At 62.7% G+C, this 25,332-nt stretch carries 22 protein-coding genes; 10 read left to right on the top strand and 12 right to left on the bottom strand.

Annotation, left to right across the window (positions count from 1 at the left end; genetic code table 11):
* Nucleotides 1–81 precede the first annotated feature (81 nt).
* On the bottom strand, nucleotides 82–750 hold the full coding sequence (locus C4S68_RS07480; protein WP_103932434.1) for an FmdE family protein: 669 nt from the start codon (nucleotides 748–750) through the stop codon (nucleotides 82–84).
* Nucleotides 751–896: 146 nt separating this feature from the next.
* Nucleotides 897–1,313 carry a nucleoside-diphosphate kinase gene (gene ndk / locus C4S68_RS07475; RefSeq protein ID WP_103932433.1) on the bottom strand — a complete coding sequence of 139 codons (417 nt, stop codon included), beginning with the start codon at nucleotides 1,311–1,313 and terminating at the stop codon, nucleotides 897–899.
* A gap of 75 nt (nucleotides 1,314–1,388) precedes the next feature.
* Here ndk and C4S68_RS07470 point away from each other — a divergent pair, with 75 nt between their 5' ends.
* Nucleotides 1,389–2,024, top strand: a complete 636-nt coding sequence (locus C4S68_RS07470; RefSeq protein ID WP_146072063.1) for a hypothetical protein — start codon at nucleotides 1,389–1,391, stop codon at nucleotides 2,022–2,024.
* Nucleotides 2,025–2,045: 21 nt separating this feature from the next.
* On the opposite strand, the gene C4S68_RS07465 is transcribed toward C4S68_RS07470, so the two are convergent.
* On the bottom strand, nucleotides 2,046–3,635 hold the full coding sequence (locus tag C4S68_RS07465; RefSeq protein WP_103932431.1) for a tannase/feruloyl esterase family alpha/beta hydrolase: 1,590 nt from the start codon (nucleotides 3,633–3,635) through the stop codon (nucleotides 2,046–2,048).
* Nucleotides 3,636–3,702: 67 nt separating this feature from the next.
* Between C4S68_RS07465 and C4S68_RS23140 the strand changes: the two genes are divergently transcribed.
* Both C4S68_RS23140 and C4S68_RS07460 read left to right on the top strand, forming a co-directional pair.
* Nucleotides 3,703–3,873 (top strand): hypothetical protein, encoded by a 171-nt coding sequence (locus tag C4S68_RS23140; protein WP_160115050.1) that lies wholly within the window; start codon nucleotides 3,703–3,705, stop codon nucleotides 3,871–3,873.
* Nucleotides 3,874–3,962: 89 nt separating this feature from the next.
* Nucleotides 3,963–4,337: a hypothetical protein gene (locus C4S68_RS07460; RefSeq protein ID WP_146072062.1), complete on the top strand. Its 375-nt coding sequence runs from the start codon at nucleotides 3,963–3,965 to the stop codon at nucleotides 4,335–4,337.
* A gap of 71 nt (nucleotides 4,338–4,408) precedes the next feature.
* On the opposite strand, the gene sucD is transcribed toward C4S68_RS07460, so the two are convergent.
* From sucD to sucC, 3 genes are read right to left on the bottom strand one after another with little or no spacing between them, the layout of a single operon-like run.
* Nucleotides 4,409–5,299, bottom strand: a complete 891-nt coding sequence (sucD, locus tag C4S68_RS07455; protein WP_103932429.1) for a succinate--CoA ligase subunit alpha — start codon at nucleotides 5,297–5,299, stop codon at nucleotides 4,409–4,411.
* A gap of 53 nt (nucleotides 5,300–5,352) precedes the next feature.
* On the bottom strand, nucleotides 5,353–6,537 hold the full coding sequence (locus C4S68_RS07450; protein WP_103932428.1) for an FAD-dependent oxidoreductase: 1,185 nt from the start codon (nucleotides 6,535–6,537) through the stop codon (nucleotides 5,353–5,355).
* Nucleotides 6,538–6,569: 32 nt separating this feature from the next.
* Nucleotides 6,570–7,742: an ADP-forming succinate--CoA ligase subunit beta gene (gene sucC, locus C4S68_RS07445; protein ID WP_103932427.1), complete on the bottom strand. Its 1,173-nt coding sequence runs from the start codon at nucleotides 7,740–7,742 to the stop codon at nucleotides 6,570–6,572.
* 269 nt (nucleotides 7,743–8,011) lie between these two features.
* Here sucC and trpD point away from each other — a divergent pair, with 269 nt between their 5' ends.
* Both trpD and C4S68_RS07435 read left to right on the top strand, forming a co-directional pair.
* The gene (trpD, locus tag C4S68_RS07440) at nucleotides 8,012–9,037 is read left to right on the top strand and encodes an anthranilate phosphoribosyltransferase (RefSeq protein WP_103932426.1); all 1,026 of its coding nucleotides are present in this window, start codon (nucleotides 8,012–8,014) and stop codon (nucleotides 9,035–9,037) included.
* A 66-nt stretch (nucleotides 9,038–9,103) separates the two neighbouring features.
* On the top strand, nucleotides 9,104–9,475 hold the full coding sequence (locus C4S68_RS07435; RefSeq protein WP_235011441.1) for a YbjQ family protein: 372 nt from the start codon (nucleotides 9,104–9,106) through the stop codon (nucleotides 9,473–9,475).
* A gap of 118 nt (nucleotides 9,476–9,593) precedes the next feature.
* Here C4S68_RS07435 and C4S68_RS23370 read toward each other — a convergent pair whose 3' ends face one another.
* The 3 genes from C4S68_RS23370 to C4S68_RS07425 all read right to left on the bottom strand — a co-directional run bounded on the left by C4S68_RS23370 (nucleotide 9,594) and on the right by C4S68_RS07425 (nucleotide 11,480).
* The gene (locus tag C4S68_RS23370) at nucleotides 9,594–9,770 is read right to left on the bottom strand and encodes a hypothetical protein (protein ID WP_200821504.1); all 177 of its coding nucleotides are present in this window, start codon (nucleotides 9,768–9,770) and stop codon (nucleotides 9,594–9,596) included.
* Nucleotide 9,771: 1 nt separating this feature from the next.
* A complete protein-coding gene (locus C4S68_RS07430) occupies nucleotides 9,772–10,206 on the bottom strand; it encodes a DUF6677 family protein (protein ID WP_103932425.1) in 435 nt (144 codons plus the stop codon).
* Nucleotides 10,207–10,283: 77 nt separating this feature from the next.
* Nucleotides 10,284–11,480: a M24 family metallopeptidase gene (locus C4S68_RS07425; RefSeq protein ID WP_103932424.1), complete on the bottom strand. Its 1,197-nt coding sequence runs from the start codon at nucleotides 11,478–11,480 to the stop codon at nucleotides 10,284–10,286.
* Nucleotides 11,481–11,628: 148 nt separating this feature from the next.
* Between C4S68_RS07425 and C4S68_RS07420 the strand changes: the two genes are divergently transcribed.
* The 3 genes from C4S68_RS07420 to aqpZ all read left to right on the top strand — a co-directional run bounded on the left by C4S68_RS07420 (nucleotide 11,629) and on the right by aqpZ (nucleotide 15,891).
* Nucleotides 11,629–14,052 (top strand): carbohydrate binding family 9 domain-containing protein, encoded by a 2,424-nt coding sequence (locus tag C4S68_RS07420; RefSeq protein WP_146072061.1) that lies wholly within the window; start codon nucleotides 11,629–11,631, stop codon nucleotides 14,050–14,052.
* 187 nt (nucleotides 14,053–14,239) lie between these two features.
* Entirely contained in the window at nucleotides 14,240–15,013 is a 774-nt protein-coding gene (locus C4S68_RS07415; protein WP_146072060.1) for a hypothetical protein, read from the top strand.
* A 158-nt stretch (nucleotides 15,014–15,171) separates the two neighbouring features.
* Complete coding sequence (gene aqpZ / locus C4S68_RS07410; RefSeq protein WP_103932421.1) at nucleotides 15,172–15,891, top strand: aquaporin Z; 720 nt, start codon at nucleotides 15,172–15,174, stop codon at nucleotides 15,889–15,891.
* Between the two features lie 120 nt (nucleotides 15,892–16,011).
* On the opposite strand, the gene infB is transcribed toward aqpZ, so the two are convergent.
* The 3 genes from infB to C4S68_RS07395 all read right to left on the bottom strand — a co-directional run bounded on the left by infB (nucleotide 16,012) and on the right by C4S68_RS07395 (nucleotide 21,897).
* Entirely contained in the window at nucleotides 16,012–19,290 is a 3,279-nt protein-coding gene (gene infB / locus C4S68_RS07405; protein ID WP_103932420.1) for a translation initiation factor IF-2, read from the bottom strand.
* Nucleotides 19,291–19,538: 248 nt separating this feature from the next.
* Complete coding sequence (nusA, locus tag C4S68_RS07400; RefSeq protein WP_103932419.1) at nucleotides 19,539–21,179, bottom strand: transcription termination factor NusA; 1,641 nt, start codon at nucleotides 21,177–21,179, stop codon at nucleotides 19,539–19,541.
* Nucleotides 21,180–21,294: 115 nt separating this feature from the next.
* Entirely contained in the window at nucleotides 21,295–21,897 is a 603-nt protein-coding gene (locus tag C4S68_RS07395) for a ribosome maturation factor RimP (protein WP_103932418.1), read from the bottom strand.
* 448 nt (nucleotides 21,898–22,345) lie between these two features.
* Here C4S68_RS07395 and C4S68_RS07390 point away from each other — a divergent pair, with 448 nt between their 5' ends.
* Both C4S68_RS07390 and C4S68_RS07385 read left to right on the top strand, forming a co-directional pair.
* The gene (locus C4S68_RS07390; RefSeq protein ID WP_103932417.1) at nucleotides 22,346–23,620 is read left to right on the top strand and encodes a PKD domain-containing protein; all 1,275 of its coding nucleotides are present in this window, start codon (nucleotides 22,346–22,348) and stop codon (nucleotides 23,618–23,620) included.
* Nucleotides 23,621–23,929: 309 nt separating this feature from the next.
* Nucleotides 23,930–25,225, top strand: a complete 1,296-nt coding sequence (locus C4S68_RS07385; RefSeq protein ID WP_103932416.1) for a hypothetical protein — start codon at nucleotides 23,930–23,932, stop codon at nucleotides 25,223–25,225.
* Nucleotides 25,226–25,332: the final 107 nt, after the last annotated feature.

Here is a 25,332-nt window from a genome sequence, read left to right as displayed (position 1 = left end):
CCTTCTGCACTCAACCTAACGATCCACGTTCGCATGGGCCGCTCTCCAAATGAGAGCGGCCTTGCCGTTTGTGTTGGGGATCTATAGCGCGCGGAAGTAGACCGACTCCGGCTCCGCGCAAGCGAGGCACAAGCGCTGGCCTTCCCGCTCGATGAAGCGGTCGAAGTTAACGCCTTCACCGCAACCATCGCACACCACGCGCTGTCCGCGGAAGCCCGGGAACTCGCTGGGCGGCAGCGGGACGCGCACCCACTGGGCATCGAACAACTCCGCATCCGGCATCTCGCGGTACGCCTTCATCTGCTGCACGTTCTTGTCGAGTTCAGGGTAGAGCTCTCTGGCGCACTGCTTGGAGCTTTCCAGCGCGACCACGCGGAGGCCCTTGTATTCGTTCCCTGCGAGCTTCGCTTCAAGGTCGACGAAGGTGGCCGCCATCTTGCCCCAGTCGCGCAGCTTCAGCGCGCGCTTGCCCACGCGGCATCCGGTCACTACACCGATGGCGTCCGTGGCACAGCGATCAATTTCTACAAAGGTCACCAGGCGCTTGCGGTCCGGATTCAGTGTGCCGTCAGGAAGATGGCGTGCGGTAGGGTTCTGCACACCGAGCCGGTCCAGCGCCAGCATGGCCATGCGCACGCCCAGGATCTGCCCGGCACACAGGTGGCCATGGGCTTCCTCGGCGAGTTGGAGCAATTCATCCAGGGAGGCGGGAGACAGGGGCGATTTCAGAACGGGAATAAGCTCGGCCATGGCAGCCTTTCTTCCACACTGCAGCACTCAAGACACGGGCCGGGGCAGCCGATGAGTCGCACAGTAACAAGCGTTTCAACCAATCCTGATGAGACAAACCGGCGAGGGGAATCTTCCTCGCCGGTCTTTTTTGTCCCTGAATTGAGCTACTTGAGTTCGTAGCCGGTGAAGAAGTAGCCGATCTCGAAGGCGGCCGTCTCTTCGGCGTCCGAACCGTGAACCGCGTTCTCGCCGATGGAGCTGGCGAAAAGCTTGCGGAGCGTGCCCTCGTCGGCCTTGGCCGGGTCGGTCGCGCCCATGAGCTTGCGGAAGTCAGCGATGGCGTTGTCCTTTTCGAGAACCATCGGGAAGATGGCGCCGGAGCTCATGAATGTGGTGAGCTCGTCGAAGAAGCCACGCTCAGAGTGAACGTAGTAGAAGCCCGCAGCCTGGTCCTTGGTGAGACCGATCTTCTTGATGGCGACGATCTTGAAGCCGGCCTTCTCGATCTCGGCGAGGATGGCGGCGGTGTAGCCCTTCTTCACGGCGTCGGGCTTGATGATGCTGAAAGTACGTTGTGACATGTTGTATTCAGACTCCCTGATTTTCTGCGGCTTTCGCATCTTTGATTGTATCGTCTCTGCGTGAAAGAGTGACCTATGCAGAGTATGGATCTGGGTTGGCTGCAATTTGTCGGCTATGCGCTGGTCGCGGCGACGATCGTGTCGTATGCGGCGACAAGAATAGACGTTCGCCGCCTCTCGAAGGGTTGGAAGGGAGCCCTTACCGGAGTATTGGCATTTCTTGCGGCCTCGGCGTTTTCCGTTCGGGAACACCATGCCCAGGCCTACTCTCCTCGCGTGAAACTTTCAGGAGTCGTAGCGCGGCTGAACGAGGATCCCCAGGGCAAAGGTGGCTATGCCGATGAGTTTGTCCTCGCCCTCCCGGACGGAAGATATAGCCCGTTGCTGGAGACCGATCGCCTCGGAAGCCGTTCGTCCAACTTTCGCCCTCTCGCGAAGGGCGACACGCTCCAGATCGAGTACAGGACGTGGGACGAGACCATCCTCTCCATCGATGTGATCGACGGCATCCATCCCGGCTGGTCACTTCGCTATCAATCGGACGCGTATAGCGAGCTCATCGGAGGGTGTTTCCTGTTGCTGGGGGGCTTTGCGTACTTTGTCTGGCAATGGAACCAGGACCGGCAAGGAAATGAAGTTGTCACCGTTGATACGAAACCCATGCCTTCCGACATCGTGACACTCGGACTTAGTGATGAAAGCCACACCTAAGACCGAATGCCTTCGGCGTCGTCAGGGAGCGATGCAGCTGAAGCTGTTCGCGTCGTTTGCATTGCCCGACTTGTAAACCGGAGTCTGCGGGTACACACACAACGGCCGCGTCATCACGGGCTTCGGCGCAGTCCTCTCGCTGCCGAGTTTCGTTGCCACCAGCGTGCCGGGAGCGGTGCCCGACTCCACCCACTGCTCCAGCGCGGTGAACACATCATGCTGCGCATCCCCACGCGGACCATACTCCGCCTGGCCGAAGACCGTCGCGCCGGGACCTCCGCCGCAGTGCAGCATCCCCGGCACCATGTACAGCCGCGTCGACTCAGCCGCCGCCTTCTGCCCCACCGTGCTGATCACACCGTTGTAGTAGTCCACCGTGCCCAGCGCGGGGATCGCCGGGTCCGCCCAGCCGTGGTACAGGATCAGCTTGCCGTGCGAGAGGAACGGCTGGATCGCCGTGCTGGTGGAGTTGAGATCCGCGCCTGTTTTGGCTGTGGCGAGCTTGTAGTCGTGGTCGAGGTCGAAACTCGCAAGCTGCCAGTCGGGCTTCTCGTAAACGAAGTTGCGGAAGTAGCCCTGCGAGTAAAAAATACCCAGCGCCTTGTCACCGGCCACCCATGTATCCCATCCGCCGGGAGCATCCTCCGCGCCGGGAACCGAGCCTGGCAGAATCGTCTTGCCGCTCGCGTCGAGCTTCGGGCTGTAGAAGCCACGCAGCGTCGCCACCTGCTCGGGCGTGAGGCAGCCTGCCGTGTCCGTCTGGCCCTGTTTGCAGGCCAAAGTGGCAGGATCGAAGCCGCAGTGCGCCGGATCGCTCAGCACGCCATCCGCCAGCCCATCCTTCGCATCGCAGGCGGCCAGCGCGGCCTTCGCAATCATGGGCAGCTGCGCGGCAGTAATCTCGCTCGCGGTGGAGGCGTGCATCCGCTGCTCTCCAGCCGCCCCGCCGGAGAGTAGGCCGCTCCAGTTGTAGGCAGGAGCCCCGGCCAGCACGCCGTCGTAGTCCTGCGGGAAGCGCTCGACCTCCATCAGCGCCTCGCGCCCTCCGTCGGAGCACGCCGTGAAGTACGAGTGCGCCACCGGCTTCGCATAGAACGCCGTCGCCAGCGCCTTGCCCTGCACGGTCATGTCATGCACGGCGCGCCAGCCAAAGTCCTTCACCTTCTCGGGATGACCTAGGGCAAAGTTCGGCAACCCGCCCACATGCCCGGTGTCGGTTCCACCGCTGGCGTAGCCTTCCGCAACCGCCGCTGCAAGTCCCGGGTAATCGATGTTCCCCGCAAACCCGCCGTTGCCCTGCCCGCGAAACTTGCCGTTCCACGCCACCGGCAGCCACACCTCGGTGCGGATGTCGGAATCGGCGGAGGGCCTATCCTCGATCTGCACGCGGCAGAAGGCCGGCAGCGAACCCGTCGCCGTCGGCGGCAGCTTCGCCGCCTCCAACCCTTCGCCATGCAGCACGAAGCTCGCCGTCACCACCCGTGCATGGTTCAGCTCGCGCCCCTGCAACCCCAGGCACATCACCTCGGGTCCCGTCTGGGCAAGAGCCGCAATTGGGGCGACAACCGCAAACACAGCGGCTGCAAGAACAACGAAGTTCGCTCGCTTCATATCCGAGCAGTATAGCCACGGCAAAATTCGCTGCAGCGATTCCCGTCACTTCCACGTCCAACTACGCATGCGCTGGCAGACCTGGATCTGGGCAGTGGGAGGAGCCGCCTGGCTCCTCGACGCAGCCCTCGAAGCGCGCCACGGCCACCCCGCCAACGCCAAACTCGCCTTCGCCCTTGCCGCCGTCTTCGGCCTGGCCTTCGCCTTCTTCGCGCAGACGACGAAGCCGAAGAGGTAGAGAAGCGTCGTTCTCGGCGCTACGATGTTCCCATGGGATGGGAGCGGGTTTATACAGTCCACGACTACTGGGATGGGCCACGGTCGGGAGTGGCGGAAGTGTTCGGAGTACCCCATGCCTTCAGGTGCATCTTCGACGAAACGGCCGACGACTACACTGATCGGTTTCTCGTCTCCCAGATCACCGACCAGGACCTTGCTCTGGTGCTTGAAGACTGGGATATCTGGACACGGTGGAAGGCTTCGTTTGACGTAGGATCAACGACGCTAGACACGCATCCTGCGCTACCCGCCGACCGATCCCGTCATGAAGAGATTGCGATACAACTTGCGAATGCCTTCATGGTGAACCCAGGCTGTCAGGCAGAAATGCGGGCCTCATTCCGGCGCATCGCGGGCGAACCTGTCCCAGACGGTGTGGACGAGTTCGAGGTTGAATGGTCGAAAATCACGGACCATCTTTGATCCACGAAAAGCAAAGGGAGCGCACCGAAGCACGCTCCCTCTCGCTCTTCCTAATCCCTAATCCCTAATCCCTAATCCCTGCCTAGCAGCTTCGCCATCGCGTCGCCGATCTCAGCTGGTGACTTGACCACGGTGATGCCTGCGGCTTCCATCGCGGCCATCTTGCTGGCGGCAGTGCCTTCGCCGCCGGAGATGATCGCGCCCGCGTGGCCCATACGGCGGCCCGGAGGCGCCGTCTGGCCAGCGATGAAGCCGACCACCGGCTTCTTCACGTGAGCCTTGATGTATTCCGCCGCTGCCTCTTCTGCCGATCCGCCAATCTCGCCGATCATGATGATCGCCTCGGTGTCGGGGTCCTCGTTCAGCAGCTTCAGCGCATCAATGTGCGTCGTCCCGATGATCGGGTCGCCGCCAATGCCGATCGCCGTCGACTGGCCAATGCCGCGCTGCGTGAGTTGGTATACCGCCTCATACGTCAGCGTGCCCGACTTCGACACGATGCCCACCGAGCCTTCCTTGTGAATCCGCCCCGGCATGATGCCGATCTTCGCTTTGCCCGGCGAGATCACACCCGGACAGTTCGGCCCGATCAGCGTGGAGCCGGACTTCTTCACCAGCGGGAAGGCCTTGACCATGTCGAGGACGGGGATGCCTTCGGTGATGCAGACGATCAGCTCGATGCCCGCATCCACGGCCTCGAGGATGCCATCCGCCGCAGCCGGTGGCGGGACAAAGATCATCGTCGCGTTGGCGCCGGTGGCCTTGCGAGCCTCTTCGACGGTGTTGAATACCGGCCAGCCTTCGTGCGTTGTGCCGCCCTTACCGGGCGTTACGCCGCCGACGACGAGGTCCACGCCAAACTGCTTCGCATACTCCGCGCAACCCTTGGCATGAAACGAACCCTCACGGCCGGTGATGCCCTGCACGATCAGGCGAGTGTCTTTTCCTACGAGTACTGACATCGAGTTCTCCCTTTACCTGCGCCATGAGCGCTCACTACGAATTCAACATTCGATCAATTTGACGCTGCAGAAACGGGTACATCGCCTGAAGAGCGACGTGCGAAACCCTGGAACATCGCGACAACCTTTGTGCTCGCGTCCGGCGCGTAGAAGATTTCAGTATTCGACATCGTGTCTTCCGCCATGTGTCGCATGCGGGCAAACATCTCCGTCTCGTACGCTGTGATGGCGCTGGCAGCATCGCGCCCGTTAAGCAGTTGCCGCGACAGCACCAGGGCATCCAGCATCGCCATATTTACCCCTTCGCCGGCGTACGGCGGCATCACATGCGCGGCATCGCCGATCAAGGTCGCGTTCGGCAGCGAATCCCAGTACTGATCCGCCGGACACGAAAGCAGCGGACGCCAGACCAGCGAGGATGCCTCCGCGAAGAGCGGAGCCCAACGTTCGCTCCAACCTTCGAAGTTGGCATAAAACCACGCTTTGCGTTTGCCCGCCGTGCCTGCTTCTTCGAGTTGCTGCTTTCCGTTCGGAACGGGAGACTTTACTCCCGCATAAAAGAGAAGGCTACCGTCCGGTTTTGTTCCCATGCCCAGGGTGCGCTCGTTCCCAAGCGCCATCAGCGCGGCTCCGCCCAGCAGGTCCCATAGCTCCGGCACCGTGTCTTTTGCCGCTGGCACGCTGCCTTCGACGAGCGTAATGCCGACGTAGTAAGGGCGGTTGGGCGTGACGAACGCCCGCAGCCGCGAGTTTGCCCCATCGCAACCGATCACGATATCGGCCAGCACGGTGTCTCCATCGGCAAATTGCAGAGCCACCTTGCCGTCGTGGTGGACTGCGGATTCCAGCTTTCGATCCCAGTGCACCGTATCGGCATGCAGCGACTCCAGCAGTAGCTCGCGTAAGGGACCGCGCTCAATTTCCGGACGCTTCCCTGCACCGGACATCGTGCGCTGATGATCGTGCAGGATCGTTCCATGCTGGTCGGTAAGGCGGAGGCGATCGAGATCCGACCGGTGATTCGCCCAGAAAGCATCCATCAGGCCGGCAGCCTGCAAAGCCGCCAGCCCCGAGTCCTCATGCAGATCGAGGGCGCTGCCTTGAATGCGCGCGTCGCGACTCGTGTCGCGCTCGTACACTGCGACCTCCGCCCCATGCATCTGGAGCAACCGCGCAAGAGTCAAGCCCCCCGGACCTCCGCCGACGATCGCGATTTTCTTTCCGTCTATTGCAGACATGAACGACCTCTCAGGGATCTGGACGGGAGAGCCTAGCCCTTCGCCGCCGCGACCGCGAGATCTGCAGCTTCCTTCATCGTTGCGCCAATCTGGACCTTGAGGCCTGAGTCCGCAATGATCTGGCGACCCTCTTCCACGTTCGTGCCTTCCAGGCGGAGGATGATCGGCAGGGTGACGTTGAGCTTTCGCGCCGCCGCAACGACTGCCGTCGCAAGCACATCCACGCGCAGGATGCCGCCGAAGATGTTGATGAAGATCGCCTTCACATTCGGATCGCTCAGCAGGATCCCAAACGCGTTCTCGATCTGCTCCTGGTTGGCTCCCCCGCCTACGTCGAGGAAGTTAGCGGCCTTGCCACCGGCGTATTCGATGATGTCCATCGTGGCCATGGCGAGGCCGGCGCCGTTCACCATGCAGGCGATCGAGCCATCCAGCTTGATGTAGTTCAGCGCATACTTCGACGCCTCGACCTCGAGCGGATCTTCCTCGGCGATATCGCGCAGTTCCTTCAGGTCCTTGTGACGGAACATCGCGTTGTCGTCGAAGTTGATCTTGCAGTCGAGCGCGAGGAGCTTGCCGTCCTTGGTGGTGATGAACGGGTTGATTTCCATCAGCGTCGAGTCGGTGTCGATGAAGGCCTTGTAGAGGCCGAACATGAACTTGACCGCGTCGCCAATCTGCTCCTTCGCCAGCCCCAGCTTGAACGCCAGCTTGCGCGCCTGGTATGCCTGCAGGCCGATGCCCGGATCGCAGTACTCCTTGAAGATCTCGTCGGGCGTGTTGTGCGCGACCTCTTCGATATCCATGCCGCCATGCTGCGAGGCCATGAAGACGACCTTGCCCGAAGCGCGGTCCAGGACGAGGCCGAGGTACAGCTCGCGCTCAATGGCCGAGCCCTGCTCGATGAGCAGGCGCTGGACCTTTTGCCCTGCAGGGCCGGTCTGGTGCGTCACCAGCTGCATGCCGAGGATGGCCTTCGAGTGCGCATCCGCGTCCTCGATGGTCTTCGCCAGCTTGACGCCGCCGCCCTTGCCGCGGCCTCCGGCGTGGATCTGTGCCTTCACGACGACGACGGCATTGCCTTCGCTGAAGAGCTGCTTGGCGGCCTTGTCGGCCTCCTCGATCGTGGTGGCCATCTCGCCCGAGGGGACGGGCACGCCATAGCGGCGCAGGATCTCTTTGGCCTGGTACTCGTGAATCTTCATGGGAGCTCCGGAGGGTCGTATGGCACAGTTAAGTCCGTGCGCGGCAACGCGAGTATGGTATCGACGCGCGAAAGGCGTGAGCAAGCAGGATCGCACGATTATCGCCGAAAGCGTTCTGTCACCGTACTGCAACGTTACAAGGGTGGGAGAAGACAAAGGCAAACGCAACGGCGCGGAGGACGCAAGGGCCGGCGGCGGGATCTGCAGAGGAGGAGGCGGCGTGGCGTTTGTTTTCATGCCGGGAGCCCTAACTGGTAGCCTTAACCGGCATGTCGATACAACAGGAACTGCGGTCCGTGGTGGAGCTTCGCGCCACGCTGACGCGATACGAAGCCGCTGCGCTGATGCAACGCATCCTCGCGGGAGAAGCCGGCGAGGTGGAGCTGGCCGGGCTGCTGGGCGCCATGGCGGGGCGCGGCGAGACCGCCGCCGAGATCGCAGGCTTTGCCGAGACGATGCGCTCCGCAGCAACGATGCTCCCATTGTCCTTGGCCGAGCAGTCCGAGCTGGTCGACACCTGCGGCACGGGTGGCGACGCTTCCGGGAGCTTCAACATCTCCACCGCCGCTGCGCTGGTTGCTGCAGCCGCCGGGGCCAGGGTCGCCAAGCATGGCAACCGGGCTATCACCTCGCGGTCGGGTTCGGCTGACGTGCTGGAGGCGCTGGGCATTCCGATTCAGCTCGCGCCGGAGGCTGCCGCCGAGGCTCTCCGCACCCACCGGTTCTGCTTCCTGCTGGCTCCCTCGCACCATCCAGCGATGAAGGCGGTGATGCCTGTGCGTCGCGCTCTGGGGGTGCGGACGGTACTGCATGTGCTGGGCCCGCTGCTGAACCCGGCAGGCGCGCGCCGCCAGGTGATGGGCGTTTACCACGCGCGCCTGGTGCCCCTGGTGGGTGAAGCGCTGGCGATGCTCGGCGCGGAGCACGCACTGGTGGTGCATGGCGACGGTGACGGTGTGAAGGGACAGGACGAGTTCGCGCTGAGCGGGCCGAGCGAGGTCGCCGAGGTGCGCAACGGCTCGCTGCGCACCTACATCGTGACACCGGAGGAGTTTGGGCTTACGCGCGCTCCGCTGGAAGCGTTGGCTGGCGGCGATGCGGCGGAGAATGCTGCGATCCTGACCTCGATCTTTGCGGGGGAATCCGGAGCACGACGCGACATCGTCCTGATGAACGCCTCGGCGGTTCTGCTGACCGCGGGCGTCGCGGCCAACCTGCGCGAGGGTGTGGAACTCGCGGCGAGGGCGATCGACTCGGGCGCTGTGCGGGAGCTGGTCGCGAATCTGCGAAGGTAATCAGCCGCGTAGCCAAGTACTGTTAGCCTTACCCGCGGCACAGGAAATTACGACGGAGGCACGACGATGAGCTTCAACGAGGGATTTGCAGCGCCGGGGATCGGCGCACTGGGACCGGACATGGTGACGACGGCGCTGGAGCTTCCCGGCTACCGGATCGTGCGCAGCCTGGGAATCGTGCGTGGCATCGTAGTGCGCTCGCGTTCCGTGTTTGGGTCGATCGGTGCAAGCTTCCAGACGCTGGTCGGCGGCGACATCACGCTGTACAGCGAGCTTTGCGAAAAGACCCGTCAGGACGCCTTTGCCCGCATGATGCTGCACGGAGCGGAGCATGGAGCCAACGCTATCATCTCCATGCGATACGACGCGAACGAGCTGATGCAGGGCGTTACCGAGGTGCTGGCGTATGGGACAGCAGTGGTGGTGGAGAAAATTTAGGGTTAGCTTTTAGCCGTTAGCTTTTGGCTAATGGCTATGAACCAGCTACGAGTGGAGAGTCTGGAGCTCCGGGCTGGAGTTACAGACGCAAGAACCCGACGGTCCGGACGCACCCGCCTTAGTGCTTGATGGCGAACATCAGCCAGCTGGCCAGAATGAGGCCGCCGACGAAGAGCGCGAAGCAGAAGGCGCCGAAGCGGATCATCATCTTTGGCTCCGCGCGCTGCGTGATGCCGAAGACCACCGAGATGCAGAGCGCGAAGAGCGTTGCGGCGCTGAAGTGCGAGAGGAGCATGCTAGCTGGCCTTCCTTCCGTTGGCCAGCGAGTGCGCATCGACCGCGGCAATGATGTTCAGCAAACCAGCGATGAGCAGGGCCTTGGAGCCGTAGTCGGCGACCGTGGTGAGCACCGGGTTCGTTCCCCAGCCCATCACTCGCGCGAGGAGGTACGCGAGACCGTTGCCCAATTGAGCGATCGAGCCAAGGATATCGAGGATGTCGCCGGTGGAGGGGTTGTAGATCTTGCCCGCGAGGGCGAGGCCGAGGACATACATCGTCACGATGGAGGCGAACAGCAGCACGCCGCGAACCCACTTGCCGAGGATCAAGTGACCGGCGCCGGGGACGAGCCAACCGGCGACAAGAACCATGGCGGGGAGGCTCGACTTCTCGCCGGGTACACGCTGTGCGATCTGGTCGCGCGTCTGGGCCTGCTGAGCGGGTGTTGGCATCGGAGTTGATTCTAGCAGCGGAAGAAGTTCTCCGTGTCCCGTTGTCCGTTCCCCGGCAACGGGCGACTGAGAACTCCTTAGATCCTCACCAGCTCGCGCTGGATGGGCCCGGATACGACGGCCTTGCCCGGACGCGCGATCATGTTCACCTCGCTGCGGATGCCGAACTCGCCGTTGAAGTAGAGCCCGGGCTCGACGGAGAAGCAGGTATTGGGCAGGATCAATCGCTCGTCGTGGGTCTCGAGGTTGTCGAGGTGCGCACCGTTGCCGTGCAGCTCCACGGCGATGTTATGACCGGTGCGATGCGTGAAGAAGGGGCCATATCCAGCATTCGTGATGACCGCGCGCGCGGCGGCGTCGGCCTGCCAGCCGGCGATGGGCTTGCCCGCGAGGAAGGCCTCTTCGACGACCTGAATGGCGGCGTCGCGAGCCGATGCGACGGTGGTAAAGATGTGCTGCTCGCGTTCGGTTGGCTCGCGATCGACCACGCCGGTCCAGGTGATGTCGTACCAGACGGCGTTCGGATCGTGAGCCAACTTCGCCCACAGGTCGATGAGCACAAAGTCGCCCGAACGGATGGTTCGCGCGTGCTCCACCGTGGGCTCATAGTGCGAGTCGGCGGAGTTGGGGCCGGCCGAGCAGTTGGGCCCGTGGTCGGGGAACAGGCCCTCGCGCTCGAAGCCCTCGAGGATGAAGTTCACGACTTCGCGCTCGGTGATCTCGCGGCGATCCAAAGACGCGCCATGGCCGCAGCGGACGGCCTCTCCCATGCGCTGCCAGGCGGCCTGGAGGACGCGATCCACGCGCTGCTGCGCCGCAAAGTGCGAGGCAATCTGATCCTCGGTGAGAACAGCTTCGAAGAGGCTCACGAGGTTGGCGGAGCTGACGATGTCCTTCCCAAAGGCGCGCAGCATCTCGACCGTGCCAGCGTCCACCATCGAGACGTACATGATGGCGTTGCGCGGGGAATACTGCATGGCGATGCGGGTCGAGCCCTCGAGCATCGACTGCACCTTCAGCTCGAGTTCCTGCCAGCTCGAGTACTCTTCCTTCGTTCCCGGAACAGCATCCAGCTTGCCGGATTCGATCCGGTGCACCAGGCGCTTTGGCTCTCCCTCTGCCGGCACAAAATAGAACCAGCGGCGCGAGACAAAGCTCTGCTCGTCGAGTCCGAGGATGCGGTAGGCGATGGGGTCGCGGTGGTGGTGATCGTAGAAGAGCCAGCCGTCGAGCTGCTGGTCGCGAAGTGCCGCCTGGATTTCATGAAGCTTCATCGCATTCCAGTATCCCGCATTCAGCGTCGCGACGGAACCGTCGCGTCCCGGTCAACGTATCTGCAACGGGGAATCTGCTGAGCGAGATAGCGCTGCGTTCGTCTAAACCCCAAACGTCTCCCCCAAGGAATCAAGGAGTGGCAAGCAGGTGAAGTTTCGCAGGACCGGGTCCGGCTGGGGATTGGGTGCGTTCGCACTCTCCCTGAGCATTTTTTCTCCAGCAACAGGCCTCCGCGCGCAGGTGGCGACCCAGCAGCAAGGGCAGGCCAAACCGAGCGTTGTGCCGGAGACTCCACCGAAGCCGCAGCCCGCGTCGGACGCCAAGGTGCCACTGCTTGACCATCCCATCTCCCTGGCCGACTTCCCCGGCATGACGCCTCGGCCAGAGCTTCAGGACAAGCTCGGCCACCTGGTGAACTTCATCCAGAACACCCCGGTCGACGGAGCGCCGGGCACGGAGTCGACCGAGGTGTACCTCGGCCGCACCACGCAGGCGCTCTACATCGTCTTTCTGTGCTTCGACCAGCATCCGGAGCAGATCCGGACGCACCTCGCGCGGCGCGAGAACATCCTCAAGGACGACTACGTCACGGTGAACCTCGATCCCTTCCAGGACCGCCAGCGCGGCGTGGAGTTCCAGGTGAACCCGAGCGGTGTGCAGGCGGACGCGGCGTGGACCGAGGCCAACGGCGCCGACTACAGCTACGACCAGGTGTGGGACTCGGAGGGCCGCATCACCCGCAAGGGCTGGATGGCCCTGATGGTGATTCCGTTCAAGAGCCTGCGGTTCCCGCCCAGGGGTGGGGACTGGGGCGTGGTCTTCTGGCGCAACTTGCCGCGCAACAGCGAAAACGACTTCTGGCCGCGGGTCTCAGCCAACGTGAACGGCGAGCTGAGCCAGGAGGGCACGCTGCACATGGACGGCCTCGCCGGGGCTACCGGCTCCCATAACGTGCAGCTCAACCCTTACGCTCTCGGCCAAAACGAGCACTCGCTGCAGACCGTCGATCCGAACAATCCCTACTTCTCCACGCGGCACCTCGAAGGCACGGCAGGCGGAGAAGCCAAGGCTGTCATCCGGGACTCGATTGTGCTCGATGGCACGGTGAACCCCGACTTCTCGGACGTAGAAAGCGACCAGCCGCAGTTCACGGTGGATCAGCGCTTTCCGGTGTACTTTCCCGAGCTGCGCCCGTTCTTCCTGGAGAATGCAAGTTACTTTGCGACGCCGATGACGCTGCTGTACACCCGTAACATCATCCGGCCCGAGTTTGGAGGGCGCATCACGGGCAAGGTTGGCCGCACGAACCTTGGCATCCTGGCGGTCGATGATCGCGAACCAGGGCAGACCGTGCAGCCGGGCGATCCGCTCTACAACAAGAAGGCGCAGTTTTATGTTGGCCGCGTGAGCCAAGACCTCGGCACGGGCAAGAACAAGGGTTCAAACGTCGGCCTGATGTACACCGACGAGGAGTTCGGTGGCGGCTTCAACCGGGTGGGCGGAGCGGACTTTACCTGGCGAATGAACAGCCATTGGACGGCCCTGGGCCAGATGGTCGAGAGCGCAACCAGGCAGAATCGCCCCGACAGCGCAGCCACCGTCTTCCCTTCCGGCTATAACGCTGGACCAGCGAGCGATCTGCAGGTGCAGCGTAGCGGGCACTCCTTCAGCCTGTTCGATGAGTACCAGGACGTAAGCCGCGGCTTCGTCACGACCTCCGGCTTCTTCCAGACTTCGAACATCCGCAGCGACCATCTCCACTCGACCTACCAGTGGTTTCCGAAGCACAAGTTCTATCAGAGCTTCGGCCTCGAGACGAACCAGAACATCGCTTACGACCACGCGGGCAACCGGGTCTATCACTATTCGACCTTCGACCCGTTCTGGCTCCTGCCTCGCGATATCGTCCTCGCGCCAATCTTCGGACAGAACTCGGATACGGTCGGACCGCAGAACGGATATCCCCTGCCCGCGAACCACAACTTCACGGAGAACTTTGGCGGCATCGTGGCTCGCGGACAGCCGTGGTCGCAGATGAACTTCAACCTGCAGGCTCTCCGCAGCGGCAACGTGAACTACAACCCCGTGACAGGACAGGCGCCGTTTCTGCTGAACCAGGACTCAGTGCAGCTGCTGGTGAGCATCAACCCCATCAAGCAGCTGACCGACGACAATACGTACCTGCTGGATCGCGACCACGCCACCCATGGAGGCCAACTGGTGTACGAGACGCAGGTCTTCCGGACGAAGCTGAACTACCAGTTCACCCGGGCATGGTCGGCCCGCGTCATCATGGAGTACGACTCCACGCTTGCGAACCCCGCGCTGACCTCGCTGCAACGCACCAAGCAGGTGCAGACGCAGGCGCTGGTGACGTGGCTCCCACACCCCGGCACGGTGCTCTACATCGGGTGGAACAACAACCTCGACAACTACGATCACCAGATCTGTACGACCATCGCCGGCACGCAGCAGTGCAACCAGAACTACCCGATTCTGCCGCGCGGAAAGAACTACCTGAACGATGGCCGGCAGCTGTTTGTGAAGGCGAGTTACCTGATCCGATTCTGAAGTTGGGCGTGCGGAGCACACTCAAAGCCCTATGGGATCAACTCGCTTCATGGCTATACTTGCGACTTATATGAGGCCCCCTAGGCAGCCACCCCGAGCCTTCGTAACAAGAGCCGTTGAGACCACGGTATTGTCCCAATCCCGAAGGCGTTGCTGCGTCTGCTTTTACCTGCACGACATCAACGAGGTGAAGAAGGGGCAAATAGCGCACCTGAATAAAGATCGCAGTGACGGCGATATCGGGAACCTAGTTTATCTCTGTCTTGACCACCACGACGAGTATGACTCTCGGACTAGTCAAGCAAAAGGGCTGACGGAGGATGAAGTGCGGCTGTATCGGGAGCAGCTTTACAAAGCAAATCGAGCCCAGGTCGATCTGGCAACCGAGAATTCGCAAGTCACGGAAGCAGCTAACCCTATCCTGCCGCTCTTGCGCGACGAATCCGCGTTTCAGCATGCTCGGGATCAGGACAACGCGGGCTTCGAAGTACTCAACCGCCAGTGGAATTACCCACTGTGGCAAGTAGTCGACCAGACTGATTTGTTTGCTTACAAGTCGCACGGAGATATTGATGGTGTTTGCTTGATTGAACGCATCGACTTGCCGAATGGAGCAATCGCCATTGCTTGCATTGCGCCGTGCGGAAACCCGGGGCAGAGCATCACAAATAATGTCGAGCTAATATGCTTTCAGGTCTGCGAGAGATTCAACATCCCGCCAAAAAGGCTCATATGGCTGGAACATTATGACTACGGAGACCCAGAGTGGAATTGGGTCACGTTTCGGGTGATGCCACCCGACGGTCCTTTTAGCGATCCGCGTTGGCATGAGGTTTCCTCTACCCTCTGGAGTGAATGGGGTCTAATCCCCAAGAAGAAACTGCCTCGTAGGGGGCCAGTATATGGTTCGAAATTGAAAAAGCTATTTAAGCGACCATCCTCTTTCGAGGATCTTTCCTAGTACCGAGCAGAGTCGAACGCAGTCTTTTGGGCAAAAACTGGTGCGGTATTTACTCATTCCCTGTTAAGTTGGTAGAACACAAAATTCTCGGGCCTAGAACGGTGCAAGCCGGGGGTCTTCCGGCTACCCGCAACCATGCACGTAAAGGAACGGAACCTATGGGTAAGCGTCTCTCAGCCGAGTTCCTCGGCACACTCTGGCTTGTGCTTGGAGGATGCGGCAGCGCTGTACTGGCTGCCGGATATCCGCATCTTGGCATTGGCTTCGCGGGCGTCGCGCTGGCGTTCGGTCTCACGGTCCTGACGATGGCGTACGCGGTGGGACATATCTCAGGCTGTCATCTCAACCCCGCAGTAACGATTGGGCTGGCGACCGCTGGGCGGTTTGCGTGGAAGGACGCGCCCCGGTACATCGCGGCGCAGCTGGTGGGCGGCGCGGTAGGTGCGGCGATCCTCTATGGCATCGCAAGCGGCAAAGCGGGCTTCGATGTGCACGCGGGCTTCGCGTCGAATGGCTATGGCGCGCATTCGCCGGATGGCTATGGGCTGGTCGCGGCGGCGCTGTGTGAGGTGGTGATGACGGGCGTCTTTCTGCTGATCATCCTGGGCTCGACGCACTCGCGCGCGCCACAGGGATTTGCTCCGATCGCGATTGGCCTCGGGCTGACGCTCATTCACCTGATCAGCATCCCGGTGACGAATACCAGTGTGAACCCGGCGCGGTCGACCGCGGTGGCGATCTTCTGCGGCGGCTGGGCGATGCAGCAGCTATGGCTGTTCTGGGTTGCGCCAATTGCGGGCGCGATCATCGCGGGCGTGTTGCATCGTTCGCTGTTTGAGAAGACGCCACCGGAGCCGAAGATTGCGGGCACTCCATAGGAGATCAGCCGCACATCTGTGGGTAGATGCGTACGGCCTTCTTCCTTGATCTCAAGATGCTCAAAGACACAAAGGCCCGGACAATGTCCGGGCCTTTGTGGTTTGAGTAGAGGTTGCAGTTTATGCGTTTTCGGCGCGCTTGGCTTCGTCGGCAGCGTTCTTCGCCGCGGCGAGTTCGGCCATCTGTTCCTTCTTGGCCTCGGCGGTGTTGCGGCCGAGTTCGGCAGCCACCTTCTCCGTGGTGAAGGCTTCGACGATATCGCCGACTTTGATGTCCTTGTAGCCGGCGAGATCGATACCGCACTCGACGCCCTGGCGGACTTCGCTGACGTCGTCCTTGAAGCGCTTGAGCGAGGCGATCTTGCCCTTCCAGACCTCGACTCCATCGCGGAGGACGCGGACCTGGTTGTCGCGCTTGATGAGACCATCGCGAACCACCGAACCGGCAATCTGACCGACCTTGGTGATCTTGAAGACGTTGAGCACCTCGGCGCGGCCTGCGTAGACTTCGCGGTAGACGGCATCGAGCAAGCCGAACATCGCCTTGGTCATCTCGTCCTGCAGCTCGTAGATGATCGAGTGCAGACGGATGTCCACGTTCTCGCGCTCGGCCACTTCCTGCGCCTTGCGATCCGGACGGACGTTGAAGCCGATGACCACCGCATTGGAAGCCGACGCCAGCAGCACGTCGCTCTCGGTGATGGCGCCGACGCCGGAGTGAAGCACCTTGACCCGCACCTTCTCGGTCGACATACGCTGCAGCGAATCGGCCAGCACTTCGACCGAGCCCTGCACGTCGCCCTTGAGGATGATGTTGAGGTCCTTCATGCCGGCCTGCTTGATCTGTTCCGCCAGGCCCTCGAGCGACACGCGCGAGGTCTTCGCGAGCTGCGCTTCGCGCTCCTTGAGTGTGCGGTAACGAGCGATCTCCTTGGCACGGTCGCGATCGGCCATCACCACAAACGTATCGCCTGCATCCGGCATGGACTCGAGGCCCAGGATCTCGACGGGGGTCGAGGGACCGGCTTCCTTGATCTCGCGACCACGATCGTCGAACATGGCGCGAACCTTGCCGAACGTGTTGCCGACGATGTAGCTGTCGCCGGTACGCAGGGTTCCGTTCTGCACGAGGATGGAAGCGACGGCGCCGCGGCCACGATCGAGCTTGGCTTCAATGACCGTACCGACAGCGGGACGCTCAGGCTGAGCCTTCTGCTCGTTGGTATCGGCGACGAGGAGAATCATCTCTTCCAGCGAGTCGAGGTTGAGTCGCTTCTTGGCCGAAACCTCGACGAACTCGACGTCACCCCCCATGGAGGTAGCCTGAACGCCGCGAGCGGCGAGCTGGTTCATGACCTTGGTTGGGTCTGCGTCGGGCTTATCGATCTTGTTGACGGCGACGATGATCGGAACCTTCGCGGCCTTGGCGTGATCGATGGCTTCGAGCGTCTGGGGCATTACGCCATCGTCGGCCGCGACCACGACCACGACAATGTCCGTGATCTTGGCGCCGCGGGCGCGCATGCGAGTGAAGGCCTCGTGGCCCGGCGTATCGAGGAAGACGATCTCGCGACCGAAGGCCGCAGAGTCTTCCTTGGTAATGCGGACCTTGTACGCGCCGATGTGCTGGGTGATGCCACCGGCTTCGCCACCGGCGACATCGGTGGAACGGATGGCGTCGAGCAGCGAGGTCTTACCGTGATCGACGTGACCCATGATCGTGACGACCGGGGCGCGGGTGATCTCGACCATGCCCTCGGTGGACTCGATGAGGTCCTCGATCGCCTCGTTCTCGATCTGCTCTTCCACGGAGATGATGTTGGTGTCGGCGCCAAACTGGCGGGAGACTTCCTTCACCAGCTCGGCATCGAGCGACTGGTTGACCGTCACGAACACGCCCTTCATGAGCAGCGTCGCGATGAGATCCTTGCCGCGGACTCCGAGCTTCTCGGCGAGGTCCTTGACCGAGATGCCTTCCGTCACGGTGATGTGCTTGGTGATGGGCAGTTCGCCCTGCGGGATCATGGCCGCGCCACGGCTGGGCGCGTATCCCTTCAGTGCGACTTCCTTATTCTTCTCGTAGCGGGGACCACCACGGCCACGCTGCGCTCCGCCACGCGGACGGCCCGGAGCGGGCGCCGCCTCAGCCGGAGGAAGCAGGCCTGGACCACGGCCGGGGCCACCAGGACCGCCGCCGGGGCGACCACCGAAGCCAGGGCGCGGTGGGAAGCCGGGACGTCCGCCCGGACCACCGGGGCCGCCGCCAGGGCCGCCCGGGAAGGTGCGAGTCGGGTGCATGGGACGGCGACCGCCAGGGCCCATGGGGCCGCCAGGACCGCCGGGACGCATGCCCGGAGCGCCGGGTGCACCTCCGGGGCCACCAGGGCCGCCGGGACGCGGGCGTTCGAAGATAGGACGGCGAACCGTGCCGGGAACCACCGCCGGAGCGGTGTAGGTCGGGCGAGGGCCAGTCTGCGGCATGATGACGCGGCGGACCGGAGCACCTGGAACCGCGGGAGCTACCGGAGCAGCGGCGGCCGCGACAGGCACTGGTGCTTCAGCGACGGGAGCGGCAGCAGCGACCGGAACTGGCGGAGTGGCCGGAGCAGCCGGTGCCGCAGCAGCCGGTGCCGCGCTGACCTGGGGCGCTGCGGCAGCCGGAGAGGCAACAACGGGGGCAGCAGCAGCGGCGGCCGGAACCGCCGGTGCAGCAGGAGGCCTGACCACGACCGGCGCCGCCGGGGGAACAGAGGCAACTGCGGAGGCGGAGGTCACGCCGGGGCGAGCAACGACGGGACCGCCAACCACGGGGCGCGGAGCTCCGGGGGCAACGACCGGCCGAGCTCCGGGCATGGTGACGTTGGCAGCCTGACGCGGCTGCGGCATGACGACGCGGCGCGGCGGGGCCGAGGGGTCGGCCGGCGGCGTGAAATGGGTCGAAGTCGGAGCAGGAAGCACCGGGCGTGGAGCGGCCGCCACAACGGGGGCGCTTGCAACCGGTGCGCCTGCGGGGCGCGGCGGCGCAGCTGCCACGACGGGGCGGCTGGACGGCGGAGCTACGGCCACGGCCGGGCGCTGCGGAGCTGCAGCCGGGGGCGGAGAGGTCCGAGCAACGGTCTCTGCCTGCTTGCGCTCGAGGATTGCCTTCAGCGCGTCGCCTGGCTTGGAGGCGTGTGAGAGATCAAATCTGGGCCGGTCGCCCGAACCCTGGCGGCTCGAAGAGCCAGCCGTGCGAACGCTCTTATTGAAGAAAGCGCGCACCTTCTCTGCTTCATCCTCTTCAATCGAGGAAGAATGGGTCTTCTTTTCCGTGACGCCAACGGCGATCAGAGCGTCGAGAATCGGTTTGCTTTTGACCTCAAGCTCGCGGGCCAGATCATTGATGCGGACTTTGCTCATCTATTCCTTCTCGGTACCAGGGGCGACGCGCATCGCGCGGCCCGTTTCCTAGGCGCTAGCTGTTCATTTCAGCCTCTTCGTTTAGGAGCTGGGTTCAAGGTTATTATCCCTTGAACGTTGCCTTGACTGGCAAGGTTCTTGCCAGAGTTCACCTGCGTTTTACGTGATATTCGCCGTCTGCACGCCGAATCTCCGCATGTTTCGTGGCAGCACGGCGGAGCTTTGCAGCTCCGCCGTGCCGAATCCTGTTACTCGTCGATACCCTCGGTCGAGGTCTCTTCCGACATCTCGACCAGCGAGTCCATCGTGTCGTTGTCTAACTCGATGGCCTCTTCGCGGGCGTCGGCATCGTCGTTCGCGTCCGAACGCGAGATCTCGTCCTCGGCGTCCGCGATGTCCTCGGTCGACACGTCGTCAACCTCTGTGGCTCCGTCGGAGCCGGCCTGCCTGGCGAGAATTTCTTCAGGTGTCATGGTCAGCGAATGCTCCTCGTCGCCGGCGGCGTCGGTCTCGGCGGCCGCAGCCACCGCTACCTCGCCCTCAGCGAGTGTCTGTTCCGGCACAGTGGTTGGATTCTCTTCACCCACCACAGGCTCCGGACGAACTTCACCTTCTTCGTAATGACCGAAGTAGTGGCGGACGGCGACGGCGATCTTCTCGACCGTCTTCTCGCCGATGCCCGGGATTTCACCCAGCTCTTCGGCAGTCATATCCGCCAGCGATTCGACCGTGGTGATGCCGGCCGCGATGAGCTTCTCCATCACGTGCTCACCCAGCTCGACAACCTGCTCGATCGGGGTAGAGGGTCCGCCACTCATGGCCTGCATCTGCTGCTCGACCTCCTGGCGCTTCTCTTCCTCGCTCTTGATGTCGATCTTCCAGCCCAGCAGCTTGGCGGCGAGGCGGACGTTCTGGCCCTTCTTGCCGATCGCCAGCGAGAGCTGGGTGTCGTCGACGATGACCTCGAGCTGCTTCTCGGCCAGGTCGGCGATCGATACGCGCGAGACCTTGGCGGGCTGCAGAGCCTTCTCGGCGAAGGTGGTGATCTCGTCCGAGTACTCGATAATGTCGATCTTCTCGCCACGAAGCTCGCGGATGATCGACTGCACGCGCATGCCCTTCATGCCGACGCAGGCGCCGACGGGGTCGACGTCCTTGTCGCGGGACTGCACGGCGATCTTGGTGCGCTCACCGGCCTCGCGGGCGATGGCCTTGACCTGCACGGTGCCGTCGTAGATCTCGGGAACTTCGCTCTGGAAGAGCGACTGCACCAGACCCGGCGCTGCGCGGCTGACGATGACCTGCGGGCCCTTGGCGGCGCGGTCCACGCGCAGCAGGACGACGCGAACACGCTCGCCGACGGCGAACTGCTCCAGGCGCGACTGCTCGCGCTTGGGCATGCGGGCTTCCGTCTTGCCGAGGTCGAAGATCACGTCCATCGGCTCAGAGCGCTTCACGGTGGCGTTGAGGATCTCCCCGGCGCGGTGGGCGTACTCGTTGAACACGGTGTCGCGCTCGGCCTCGCGGACCTTCTGGAAGATGACCTGCTTGGCCATCTGCGCTGCGATGCGACCGAGCGGGGTGGTGTCCTTGTAGAAGCGCAGCTCACCGCCGACCTCGACCTCGGGAGCGAGTTCGCGGGCAGCCTCCAGCGTCAGCTGGTTCTCGGCGTCTTCGACCTGCTCATCGCCTTCGACGACGGTCTTGTAGACGTACGCGCGGATCTCGCCGGTCTCCTTGTCGAGCTCGCCACGCATATTTTCCTGCGTCTTGTAGAACTTGCGAGTCGCGAGGGCGATGGCGTCTTCAACGGCGCCAACGACGACTTCGGCTTCAATTCCCTTCTCGCGCGAGAGAAGTTCGATCGTTTGATACAGAGGGCTTGCCATAAGTGCGACTGAGTAGTGGTTAGAGAGCAGTGAGTAGACGTTGAATCCGCGTCTGCCGCGCGTGCATGCGGCCCGTCTACTCTCTACTCACTGTTCTCTTAACCACTGTCCTTTCCTAAATTTCTGCGACCAGATGGGCCTTTTCAACATTGGCCAGGTCGAGTTCGACGGTCGGTGAGGCCTGGGTGTTCTTGCGGGCGGCCTTGCCCTTTTGTTGGATGGCGGCGAGATCCAGCGTGAGCCGGAGTCCGTCAAAACTGGTCAGTCGGCCGGTGAACTGGCGGTTGCCATTTACCGGAGTGAAAGTCTGGAGCTTCACCAGGAAGCCCGTAAAGCGGCTGTAATCGGCAGGCTTGAGCAGCTTGCGCTCGAGCCCGGGAGAGGAGACCTCTAGCGTGTACTCGGCGCCGGGGACGAGATCTTCCACGTCGGCGAGCGTCCCGAAGTCACTGGCGAAGAGCGCACAGTCCTCGTGTGTGATGCCGCTGAGGGCCTCGGCGGGTACTCCCTGGGGGAGCGCAACCTGTCCGTCCGAATCAGCGGCGGGGATCAGTGCAAGCGCGGCCAGTTTGGCGCGCTCCTCCGCGTTCTTTTCGAGGAAGATACGCAGGGCACGATGCTTTCCGCCGCCCGTGAACTCCAGGTCGACCACGTCAAGCCCATGCGATGCCGCAACCCGGTCGGCAGCATCTCGAATTTTGTCCAGCACAACAGCCATCGCAAGACACCAGTGTTAAGGACGCGTTGTGCTTCGGGTACAGGCCGCACGGCAGAGACGCCGATCACGGTCCAGACTTAGCGCAGCGTCGAAACGCGCCAGCCTGATTTCAGGGCAAACAAAAAGTGGGCGTTAGCCCACTCCTCTTTTCCGCCAGTCTCAGGCCGGTGCGATCACGGCGTGGCTGGCAGGTTCGCCAGCGCTGGCAGAACGGATTCGTCTGCACCGGTAGTGTACGACAACCGCAAAGCGAACTCAAGCCTTCCGTAGCTTCAGAATCCAGAGGGCTTCGTGGCGGGGAGCAACCGGGCTTTGGGCGATCCCCGGCTTGCCAACGGTATACTGGCGCGAACCGACTCCCTGCACGTGGCAGAGCGCCCGAACCGTCGCGACCTGTAAACTTTGGGCCGCCTCTCTTCGGGATTTCGAACCGCACCGGAAGTACCGCATGACAAAGAACTTCCGCGCCCAGCTTGCGCTGCTCGCCGCACTTCCGCTGCTCTCCTGCAAGTCGCCAAAGCCGGCGGCCGTGGTGCAACAGCCGACCACCGCCATCACCCGGAGCTCGGCTAGCCCAGCGAGTTGCAGCGCGATGTCCGTTGGTGCGGATGGCGCGTTCAACGGATTTGTGCCGGACGCCTCGGACGCCTGGCACCAGGACGTCAGTGCGGCGCCTCGAGCCGCTGACTCCGCCGACTTCTCCAGGCGCAAGCTGGATCTCAACGCGGCTCCTCTCCATCCGGACTTCGGCAGCCAGTTCGGGATTCCCTATAACGTCGTCGACTCAGACACGACGCCCTTCCGCTTCGTCACGATCAATCAATACGTCAGCGAAAGTGACGTGACGGCCGTTCCCCTGCCGCGTAGCGCGGTGACGGAGGGCACTATGCCGGCCTGCAGCGAGAGCGGCGGCGACCAGCACCTGATTCTCGTCGACCGCAAGACCTGCAGCGCGTACGAGTACTTTGTGGCTTCCACCTGCAATGGGGAATGGAGTGCCGCAAATGTGGCCATGTTCGACCTCCAGACCCCGAATCGACGCCCGTTCGGGTTTACATCCGCAGACGCCGCCGGACTGTCGATTCTGGAGGGACTGGTGCGCTATGACGAGATTCTGTCCGGACACATTGACCATGCGCTTCGCTTCACGGCTCGATTTACCCGCCGGGGCCAGCATGGGTCGCTGTTCGTGGCCCCGGCAAACCACGGCGCCGGGCAAAGTCTCGTCACGGACAACGTGATGGGTATGCGCATCCGGCTCAAGGCAGACTTTGACGTCTCGCGCTATTCAAAGACCAACCAGATCATCCTGAACGCGATGAAGCGCTATGGCCTGATCCTTGCGGACAACGGCGCAAACATGTTCTTCCAGGGAACGCGCGATCCACGCTGGGACGATCAGGACCTGAAGCAGCTGACGACCGTGCATGCGACCGACTTCGACGTGTTGGAGATGGGCCCGGCCTCCAACACGGAAGAAGCGCCGAAGGGCGCGCCGCCCCGGATCGTCAGCTTTACCGCCTCACCTGCCGTGAGCAAGGCGGGGATGCCTGTGACGTTGTCGGCTGACGTTCAAGGAGCGTCGTACTCCTACATTGACCAGACCGGATTCCTGCGCGGGAGGTCGGTTGTGGTGAGACCCACGCAGACGACGCACTACAAGCTCACTGCGCGAAATGAGTACGGCTCCACGAGCACAGAGGTCGTCGTCGAAGTTCGCTAAGTTTGGCCGATTTTGTGCACTTTACGTACAGAAACCAGCGTCGGACCCGATTGTGTTTCCTTTCAGGGGACCGAATCGGGAGTACCAGTACTCTAGTAACCAAAATGTCATTACTCGTCGCCTCAACCCTCTGACCAAAGCCGTCTCTACTGCCGACGTACACGAGAGAAGTACGAACGACCTGTGCGCGCACAGGGATGCTGCCACCTCGGCTAGAACACAAGGCTCCGGAGCGCCTCATGGGCGTTTCAGCGGGGCTTGTGAGAGCGAGTGGTCATCCCAACCATGCGCCAGGCGTTGGAGACGACGATGGCCACCCCCCGTAGCACCCTGATCCTCCTCGCAGCGAGCGCCGTGCTCGCGCAGTCCGGCTCCGCAGCGACCCTGCCTATTGCCCCCGTGCATGTCCACGCGTTTCAGCGCTCCGTCGGCAGCGCCGTCACGCCGGCCAACAGCTTGTGTTCCGGCATGGGCCTGGGCGTAAACGGTGCGCTGAACGGGTTTGTTCCCGCGTCGACCGATGCCTGGCACCAGAACATCAGCTCCGCCACGGTCGATCCGAGCTCTGCCACAATCATCAACACGGCCGGAGACCTGGCTGGATACAACCTGCACCCCGACTTCGGCACGCAATACGGCATCCCCTACGTCGTGGTCGACTCACGCACGCAGCCGAACGTCTCGGTTCCCATCAACCTTTACGGTTCGGAGAGCGACATCACCGTGGCGCCCGTACCGGCCAACGCTCCGATCGAGGGGAATCCCCTGGCCTGCACGGCACCTGCCGGAGACCAGCATGTGCTGGTTCTCGATCGCAACTCCTGCGTCGACTACGAGTACTGGACGGCCTCGAGCTGCAACGGCGCCTGGTCCGCCAGCGACTCCGCTCTGTGGGACATGACGACCCCGGAAAAACGTCCGTACGGGTACACCTCGGCCGATGCGGCCGGCCTCTCGGTCTTTGAGGGCCTCATCCGCTACGACGAGATCATTGCCGGAAGCATCAACCACGCGATCCGGTTTACCGCGAAGTACACCAAGACCGGTCCGCAGGATGGCTATTACGTCGCTCCGGCCACCCACTCTTCCGGCAACCTGTGGGGGACCGACAACATCATCGGCATGAGGATCCGGTTGAAGGCCGGCTTCGACATCTCGCACTACTCCAAGACAAACCAGATCATCCTGACGGCGATGAAGAACTACGGCATGATTCTTGCGGACAACGGAACGACGATGTTCTTCCAGGGAACGCAAGACAACCGCTGGGATGACAACGACTTGAGCTCGCTCAGCGCGGTGCCGTCCAGCGCGTTCGAAGTCGTCACCATGGGAACCGTGAGCACGATGTGGACCCCTCCGGCAACAGGTGCAGCGCCCACGATCCAGTCGTTCACGGCATCGGCGACGAGCGTAAAGGCCGGAGCTACCGTGGTTCTCACGGCCGTGGCTCCCGGCGCCTCCTACAGCTACGTCGACAAGGCTGGCTTCATGCGTAACGGCACCGTCTCGGTTTCACCCACTGCGACGACGACCTACACACTGACCTCCAGGAATGCGTTTGGGAGCGTGAGCAAGTCGCTTACGGTAACGGTTGTTCAGTAAGCCCGCACCACGATTCGCCATCCCGGCCGCCGCCTCCTCCCCGAGGCGGCGGCCTTTCGGTTTCTCGGGGCTGGAACACACCCACCCGCGTCCGGTGCAACAATAGA

Source organism: Bryocella elongata, from assembly GCF_900108185.1.
In the GTDB taxonomy this organism is placed as follows: Bacteria; Acidobacteriota; Terriglobia; order Terriglobales; family Acidobacteriaceae; genus Granulicella; species Granulicella elongata.
This window is presented reverse-complemented; position numbering and strand designations above follow the sequence as displayed.